Source organism: Acidocella sp. (genome assembly GCF_050253495.1).
In the GTDB taxonomy this organism is placed as follows: Bacteria; Pseudomonadota; Alphaproteobacteria; order Acetobacterales; family Acetobacteraceae; genus Acidocella.
Map to the genome: position 1 here is coordinate 94,670 of NZ_JBFWIX010000012.1, position 9,029 is coordinate 103,698.

The following is a 9,029-nucleotide window of genomic DNA, read 5'->3' on the forward strand; positions in this document are numbered from 1 at the left end:
CAAATCTGACCGAGGGTGATGCGATGAACGCGATCAATGGTTTTGGCAAAGGGTCTTTCACCAGCCGCAAGCGCATTCGCAAGAGCTTCAGCCGTATCCCTGAGGTCGCGCCGATGCCGAACCTCATCGACGTGCAGCGGGCGAGCTACGATTCCTTCCTGCAGATGAATGTGAAGCCGGATGCGCGCACCAATTCCGGTTTGCAGGAAGTGTTCAAGTCGGTCTTCCCGATCGATGATTTCGCCGGGCGGGGGCGCCTGGAGTTCGTATATTACGAGCTCGAAGAGCCGAAATACGATGTCGAGGAATGCATCCAGCGCGGCATGACCTATGCCGCCCCGCTGAAGGTGATCCTGCGTCTGATCGTCTGGGATCTGGATGAGGATACCGGCGCGCGCTCCATCCGCGACATTAAAGAGCAGCCTGTCTATATGGGCGACATGCCGTTGATGACCGATAACGGCACCTTCGTGGTGAATGGCACCGAGCGCGTGATCGTCTCGCAGATGCACCGTTCGCCGGGCGTGTTCTTCGACCATGATCGCGGCAAGACCCATAGCTCGGGCAAATATCTCTTCACCGCCCGTGTCATCCCCTATCGCGGTTCCTGGCTCGATTTCGAGTTCGACGCCAAGGATCTGATCTATGTGCGTATCGACCGCAAGCGCAAGCTGCCGGTCACCACGCTGCTCTATGCGCTGCCCTCCGCCGCCACCGAGGCGCTGGCCCAAGCACGCGAGGCCAAGGGCGAGACGGTCGAGATCGGCGAGATCAAGGGGATGGATTCCGAGGAAATCCTGAATTTCTTCTATGGCAAGGTGATCTTCACCAAACAGAAGGGGCAATGGTCTCGCCCGTTCGAGGCCGAGGCCTTCCGCAATGTCAAGCTGATCGAGGATCTGGTGGATGCCGAGACCGGCGAGGTTGTCGCCAAGGTCGAGGATAAGCTGACCGCGCGCACCGTGCGCAAGATCGCGGAAAAAACCAAGAATGTGCTGGTCGCCCGCGCCGATCTGGCCGGCCGTTTCCTGGCGGAGGATATCTACGACCCCAACACGGGCGAGATTTTTGGCGAAGCCGGGGAAGAGCTGACCGAGCAGAAGCTGACGGCCTTGGAAGATAAGGGGATCGACGAGCTGCCGACGCTGGCCATCGACCAGCAGAACGGCCCGTGGATCCGCAACACCCTGGCGGCGGACAAGAACGCCAACCGCGAGGATGCGCTGATCGACATCTACCGTGTCATGCGCCCGGGTGAGCCGCCGACCTCCGAGACCGCCGAAGCCTTGTTCAAGGGGCTTTTCTTCGATGCCGACCGCTATGATCTCTCGGCCGTGGGCCGCGTGAAGATGAATATGCGCCTGGGCATCGATGTGCCGGACACCGTGCGCGTGCTGCGCAAGGACGATATTCTGCGCACCCTCAAGATCATGAATGAGCTGAAGGACGGGCGCGGCGCGATCGACGACATCGACAATCTCGGCAATCGCCGCGTGCGTTCCGTCGGCGAGCTGATGGAGAATCAGTACCGCGTCGGCCTGCTGCGCATGGAGCGCGCGATCCGCGAGCGCATGGGCTCCGTCGACATCGACAGCGTGATGCCGCACGACCTCATCAACGCCAAGCCCGCCGCCGCCGCCGTGCGCGAATTTTTCGGCTCCAGCCAGCTCAGCCAGTTCATGGACCAGACCAACCCGCTTTCCGAGGTGACGCATAAGCGCCGCCTTTCCGCCCTCGGGCCGGGCGGTCTGACCCGTGAGCGCGCCGGCTTTGAGGTGCGCGACGTGCACCCTACCCATTATGGCCGCATCTGCCCGATCGAGACGCCGGAAGGCCCGAATATCGGTCTGATCAACTCGCTGGCCACCTACGCCAAGGTGAACAAGTACGGCTTCATCGAAACCCCGTACCAGCTGGTGCAGGAAGGCGTGGTGCAGCCGGAGTACAAGTATCTCTCCGCGATGGAGGAAGAACGTCTGGTGGTGGCCCAGGCCGATGCTCATAAGGGCGAGGACGGCACACTGAAGGACGACCTCGTCTCCGTGCGCCGCAATGGCGACTTCTTGATGGTCAAGCCCGACGATGTCACCGCAATCGACGTGTCGCCCAAGCAGCTCGTCTCCGTTGCCGCCGCGTTGATCCCGTTCCTTGAGAACGACGACGCCAACCGTGCGCTGATGGGCTCCAACATGCAGCGCCAGGCGGTGCCGCTGATCCGTTCGGACGCGCCAATCGTCGGTACCGGCATGGAAGCCGCCGTGGCCCGCGATTCCGGCGCCACCATCGTCGCCAAGCGTTCGGGAATTGTCGACCAGATCGACGGTGCCCGCATCGTGGTGCGGGCCACCGGCGAGGATGGCATGACCCAGGGTGTCGATATTTACCGGCTGCGTAAATATATGCGCTCCAACCAGAGCACCTGCATCAACCAGCGTCCGCTGGTGAAGGTGGGCGACCGGGTTGCCGCCGGCGACATCATCGCCGATGGTCCCTCCACCGAGCTGGGCGAGCTGGCGCTGGGCCGGAACGCGCTATGCGCCTTCATGCCCTGGAACGGCTATAATTTCGAGGACTCCATCCTGATCTCCGAGCGGATCGCCAAGGATGACGTCTTCACCTCGATCCATATCGAGGAGTTCGAGGTGATGGCCCGCGACACCAAGCTGGGTCAGGAGGAAATCACCCGGGATATCCCGAATGTCGGCGAGGAGGCTTTGCGCAACCTCGACGAGGCGGGCATCGTCTATATCGGCGCCGAGGTGAATCCGGGCGATATTCTGGTTGGCAAGGTGACGCCCAAGGGCGAAAGCCCGATGACGCCGGAAGAAAAGCTGCTGCGTGCCATCTTCGGCGAGAAGGCCTCCGATGTGCGCGATACCTCGCTGCGGCTGCCGCCCGGTACGTCCGGCACCATCGTCGATGTGCGCGTGTTCAACCGCCGCGGCGTGGACAAGGACGAGCGCGCCCTGGCGATCGAACGCGCCGAGATCGAGCGCCTGGCCAAGGACCGCGACGATGAGAAGGGCATTCAGGAGCGTGCCTTCCTCAACCGTCTGCGCGAGGCGCTGATCGGTCAGGTCGCGGGGTCTGGCTTCAAGGGGCTCAAGGCTGGCACGGACATTACCTCCGAGGTTCTGGCCGAGCATCCGCGCGGCGCCTGGCGTAACATCGTCGTGCAGGACGATGCGGTGATGGCGAATATCGAGCTGATGAAGCGCGAATTCGACGCCGCCGTGAAGAAGCTTCAGGACCGCTTCGAAAGCAAGGTCGAGAAGCTTCAGCGCGGCGACGAGCTGCTTCCCGGCGTGATGAAGATGGTCAAGGTGTTCGTGGCGGTGAAGCGCAAGCTGCAGCCTGGCGACAAGATGGCCGGGCGTCACGGTAACAAGGGTGTCGTCTCCCGCGTCGTGCCGGTGGAGGATATGCCCTTCCTGGAGGATGGCACGGCGGTTGACCTCGTGCTGAACCCGCTGGGCGTGCCCTCGCGCATGAATGTGGGGCAGATCCTGGAAGTGCATTTGGGTTGGGCCTGCGCCAATCTTGGCAAGCAGATCGGCCGCGCGGTGGAGGAGTATCGCCGCACCGGCGAAGCCCGCCAGGAACTGCTGGAGCGGCTGAAACTCGCCTATGGCGCGGAGATCTTCGAGGAGCAGATCAAGGATCTCGATGACGATGCGCTGGTCGAGCTGTCCCGTAACGTCACCAAGGGTGTGCCCATCGCCACCCCGGTGTTCGATGGCGCCCGTATCCCGGACATTGAGGAGATGCTGGCCAAGGCCGGTGTGGATGTCTCCGGCCAGAGCACGCTGATCGATGGCCGCACGGGGGAGCCGTTCGAGCGTAAGGTCACGGTCGGATATATGTACATGCTCAAGCTGCACCATCTCGTCGATGACAAGATCCATGCCCGCTCCATCGGCCCGTATTCGCTCGTCACCCAGCAGCCGCTGGGCGGCAAGGCGCAGTTCGGCGGTCAGCGCTTCGGTGAGATGGAAGTGTGGGCGCTGGAAGCCTATGGCGCGGCCTACACGTTGCAGGAAATGCTGACCGTGAAGTCCGATGACGTTTCTGGCCGCACCAAGGTCTATGAGGCGATCGTGCGCGAGCAGGATAACTTTGAAGCCGGTATCCCCGAAAGCTTCAACGTGCTGCTGAAGGAACTGAAATCCTTGGGCCTGAACGTCGATCTGGAGCAGTCGGCCTCTTGAGGCCGGTGTTCCGGAACGAGTGCAGGATGCCAGGCCAAGATAAGGATGTTGCGTAATGAATGATTTGATGAAGATTCTCGGGAACGCGGGCCAGACCGCGTCCTTCGACCAGATCAAGATCCAGATCGCTTCCCCGGAGCAGATCCGCAGCTGGTCTTACGGCGAGATCAAGAAGCCTGAGACGATCAACTACCGGACCTTCAAGCCCGAGCGCGACGGCCTGTTCTGTGCCCGCATCTTCGGGCCGATCAAGGATTATGAATGCTTGTGCGGCAAGTACAAGCGTATGAAGTTTCGTGGCATCATCTGCGAGAAATGCGGCGTGGAAGTCACGCTGGCCAAGGTGCGCCGTGAGCGCATGGGCCATATCGAGCTGGCCTCCCCGGTCGCGCATATCTGGTTCCTGAAATCCCTGCCGTCCCGCATCGCCACCATGCTCGACATGACCCTGAAGGATGTCGAGAAGGTGCTGTATTTCGAGAGCTATATCGTTCTCGAACCGGGCACGACCGATCTCAAGCTGCACCAGCTCATCTCCGAGGACGAGATGTTCAACAAGCAGGATGAGTTTGGAGAGGATGCGTTCCGCGCGGGCATCGGCGCCGAGGCCATCAAGTCCATCCTGATGGGTATCGACCTTGCCGAGACGCGCGCCGAGATGCGGCTTGAGCTGAAGGAGACCAATTCCGAGACCAAGCGCAAGAAGCTGGTCAAGCGGCTGAAGCTGATCGAGAACTTCCTCGAATCCGGCACCCATCCGGAATGGATGGTGCTGGACGTGATCCCGGTGATCCCGCCCGAGCTGCGCCCGCTGGTGCCGCTGGATGGCGGCCGCTTCGCCACTTCCGACCTGAACGATCTGTACCGCCGCGTCATCAACCGCAATAACCGTCTGAAGCGGCTGATGGAGCTGCGCGCGCCGGACATCATCGTGCGCAACGAGAAGCGCATGCTGCAGGAATCGGTGGACGCGCTGTTCGATAATGGCCGGCGCGGCCGCGCCATCACCGGCACCAATAAGCGCCCGCTGAAATCCCTCTCGGATATGCTGAAGGGTAAGCAGGGCCGGTTCCGCCAGAACCTGCTCGGCAAACGCGTCGATTATTCCGGTCGTTCGGTCATCGTGGTGGGGCCTGAACTCAAGCTGCACCAATGCGGCCTGCCGAAAAAAATGGCGTTGGAGCTGTTCAAGCCCTTCATCTACGCCAAGCTGGAGAAATACGGCCTGGCCACCACCATCAAGGCCGCCAAGCGCATGGTGGAGAAAGAGCGCCCGGAAGTGTGGGACATCCTCGAAGAGGTGATCCGCGAGCATCCGGTGATGCTGAACCGCGCCCCCACGCTGCATCGTCTGGGCATCCAGGCGTTCGAGCCGATCCTGATCGAGGGCAAGGCCATCCAGCTTCACCCGCTGGTCTGCACCGCCTTCAACGCGGATTTCGACGGCGATCAGATGGCGGTGCATGTGCCGCTCTCCATCGAGGCGCAGCTGGAAGGCCGCGTGCTGATGATGTCCACCAACAACATCCTCAGCCCCGCCAACGGTAAGCCGATCATCGTGCCGAGCCAGGACATCGTTCTGGGCTTGTACTATCTGTCGCTGGAGACGCCGGAATTCCTGGCCGCCAAGGACGAGGAGGCGCCGGCCTTCGGCTCCGTGGGCGAGATCGAGTTCGCCTTGTCCGCCGGGGCGCTCAAGCTGCACAGCAAGATCCGCGCCCGCATGAAGAACATGAATGCCGATGGCGAGGTGAAAAGCTCCATCGTCGTCACCACGCCAGGGCGCATGCTCATCGGCCAGTTGCTGCCGTTGAACACGAACCTGAACTTCTCGGTCGTCAACCGCATGCTGACCAAGAAGAACGTGCAGGACGTGATCGACCTCGTCTACCGCCATTGCGGACAGAAGGAGGCGGTGATCTTCTGCGACCGCATGATGGGGCTCGGCTTCCGTCACGCGGCGCGGGCGGGGATCTCCTTTGGCAAGGACGATATGCGCATCCCCGATTCCAAGGCGAATCTGGTGTCCACCACCCTCGCCGAGGTCCGCGAATATGAGCAGCAATATCAGGACGGTCTGATCACCGCCGGCGAGCGCTACAACAAGGTGGTCGACGCCTGGTCGAAATGTAAGGATCTCGTCGCCACCGCGATGATGAAGGAGATCTCGCGCCAGGAGGCGGGCCGGCCCACCAACTCCGTGTGGATGATGAGCCATTCCGGTGCGCGTGGTTCCGCCGCCCAGATGTCTCAGCTTGCTGGCATGCGCGGCCTGATGGCCAAGCCCTCGGGTGAGATCATCGAGCAGCCGATCATCGCGAACTTCAAGGAAGGTCTCTCGGTTCTCGATTACTTCAACTCCACCCACGGCGCCCGCAAGGGGCTCGCGGATACGGCGTTGAAGACCGCGAACTCCGGCTATCTCACCCGTCGTCTGGTCGATGTCGCGCAGGATTGCATCATCATCGAGGATGATTGCGGCACTGAGCGTGGCCTGACCGTTAGCGCGGTGCGCGATGGCGGTGAGATTGTCGCCAGCCTGGCCGAGCGCGTTTTGGGCCGTACCGCGGCCGAGGACGTGGTGGACCATAATAGTGGCGAAGTCATCGTGGCCCGCAACGAGCTGATCGAGGAGGCGCATGCCGAGAAGATCGAAAAGGCGGGTATCGAGACGGTGAAGATCCGCTCCGTGCTGACATGCGACACCAAGATCGCCGTCTGCGCGAAATGCTATGGGCGCGACTTGGCGCGCGGCACGCCGGTGAATGTGGGCGAGGCCGTGGGGGTGATCGCCGCGCAATCCATCGGCGAGCCGGGCACGCAGCTCACCATGCGTACTTTCCATATTGGCGGCGCGGCTCAGCGTGGCGCCGAGCAATCCAATGTCGAGGCCAGCCACGATGGCTCCGTGGTCATCCGCAACCGCGCGGTTGTCACCAACTCCGCCGGCGTGCCGGTGGTGATGAGCCGTAACTGTGAAATCATCCTCACGGATGCCGGCAAGCGCGAGCGTGCCCGCTTCCGTGTGCCTTACGGCGCCCGCCTGCTGGTGGATGAGGGAGCGGAGGTGGCGCGTGGCCAGAAGCTGGCCGAGTGGGATCCGTACACCCTGCCGATCATCACCGAGCGCGCCGGTATCGTGGAATATGCCGACTTGATCGAGGGTGTGACCCTGGTGGAGCGGACCGACGAGGTCACCGGCCTCACCTCCAAGGTGGTGGTGGACTATAAGCAGTCGGCCCGTGGGGCGGATCTGCGGCCGCGCCTGCTCCTGAAGGACTCCAACGGCGAGATCCTGCGTCTGGCCAATGGCACCGAGGCCCGGTACTTCCTGTCGCCGGACTCGATCCTGTCGATCGAATCCGGTGCCACGGTGGCGGCGGGCGACGTGCTGGCGCGTATCCCCCGCGAAGGCTCCAAGACCCGCGACATTACCGGTGGTCTGCCGCGCGTGGCGGAATTGTTCGAGGCGCGCCGTCCGAAGGATCATGCGATCATCGCCGAAATCGATGGCCGCGTGGAGTTTGGCAAGGATTACAAGGCCAAGCGCCGCATCATCGTGAAGAACGATGAGACCGGCGAGGAGACCGAATATCTGATCCCCAAGGGCAAGCATGTCTCCGTGCAGGAGGGGGATTATGTCCGTCTGGGCGATCCGCTGGTGGATGGTCCGCGCGTGCCGCACGACATTCTGCGCGTGCTGGGCGTGGAGGCCTTGTCGGATTATCTGGTCAACGAAATCCAGGATGTTTACCGGCTGCAGGGCGTGAAGATCAACGACAAGCATATTGAAGTGATCGTCCGCCAGATGCTGCAGAAGGTCGAGATCACCGAAGCCGGCGATACGACCTTCCTGGTCGGCGAGCTGGTGGATCGGGTGGAGTTTGAGCAGGAGAACGCCAAGCTGGCCGTGGATGAACGCCCGGCCGTGGCCCTGCCGGTGCTTCAGGGCATCACCAAGGCCTCCTTGCAGACGCAGAGCTTCATCTCCGCCGCTTCCTTCCAGGAGACCACGCGCGTTCTCACGGAGGCCGCGACAGCCGGCAAGAACGATATGCTGACCGGTCTGAAGGAGAACGTCATCGTCGGCCGTCTGATCCCCGCCGGCACGGGCTCGGTGATGAACCGTCTGCGCTCCATCGCGGCCGGGCGCGACCGGCAGGCGCTGGGCAGCAAGGGTGGGGCCGCGCCTAAGCCGGATCTGGCGGCGGAATAAGATCAGGCGGCGAGAGCCGCCTGATCCGCGCCTTGGGGGCCTTGCGCGATGTCCGAGAGGCTCGACTCGGTTCTTTATATATAGGCGTCGCAACGGCACCCTTCGGGGTGCCGTTTTGATTCGGGATGGATTCATGAGGAGTCGGGCCTTGCTTTCACCCCTGATGGCGAAACCGGCGCACGCCGAGAGTTGCGATCCCGCCCGAGTAGCCATGAAGATTCCGGAACTCTGCGTTTTTCTTACGATTTGGCGCAGGAGAATCGCTTGACTTGGGGGAAGGCCGCTTCTAAGGAGAGCGCTCTCGCGGTTCCGGACTTCCGGGGCCGGGTCGTCTGTAAAAATCTGGCGCGTGCGGCGCCGTGCGGAAATCACGCACCTAGGCCGCGTGCTGGATAAGCAGTCCGTAAGGTAGGGTTCCATACCACCTTAGCGGCGCTTTCTTATGGACAGACCCGATCCCAGCCCTGGAATCCGGGCTTTGAACACGTAGCAGGATGAGATATGCCGACCATTAACCAGTTGATCGCCAAGGGCCGCGAGCCGGCGTCCAAGCGCAACAAGGTGCCGGCCCTGGAGGGCTGCCCCCAGAAGCGTGGCGTTTGCAC

At 62.3% G+C, this 9,029-nt stretch carries 2 protein-coding genes and 1 pseudogene; all 3 read left to right on the top strand.

Annotated features, from left to right (window positions below; translation table 11 throughout):
- Positions 1–23: 23 nt before the first annotated feature.
- Complete coding sequence (gene rpoB / locus AB7D48_RS10990) at positions 24–4,208, top strand: DNA-directed RNA polymerase subunit beta (RefSeq protein WP_427978888.1); 4,185 nt, start codon at positions 24–26, stop codon at positions 4,206–4,208.
- A 55-nt stretch (positions 4,209–4,263) separates the two neighbouring features.
- Positions 4,264–8,424 carry a DNA-directed RNA polymerase subunit beta' gene (rpoC, locus tag AB7D48_RS10995; protein WP_427978890.1) on the top strand — a complete coding sequence of 1,387 codons (4,161 nt, stop codon included), beginning with the start codon at positions 4,264–4,266 and terminating at the stop codon, positions 8,422–8,424.
- Between the two features lie 501 nt (positions 8,425–8,925).
- Positions 8,926–9,029 (top strand): annotated as a pseudogene (locus tag AB7D48_RS11000) (30S ribosomal protein S12); the annotation flags it as partial.

Coding starts and splice junctions, on each gene's coding strand:
- rpoC (WP_427978890.1), top strand. CDS start 4,264: ATGAATGATTTGATGAAGATTCTCGGGAACGCGGGCCAGACCGCGTCC.
- rpoB (WP_427978888.1), top strand. CDS start 24: ATGAACGCGATCAATGGTTTTGGCAAAGGGTCTTTCACCAGCCGCAAG.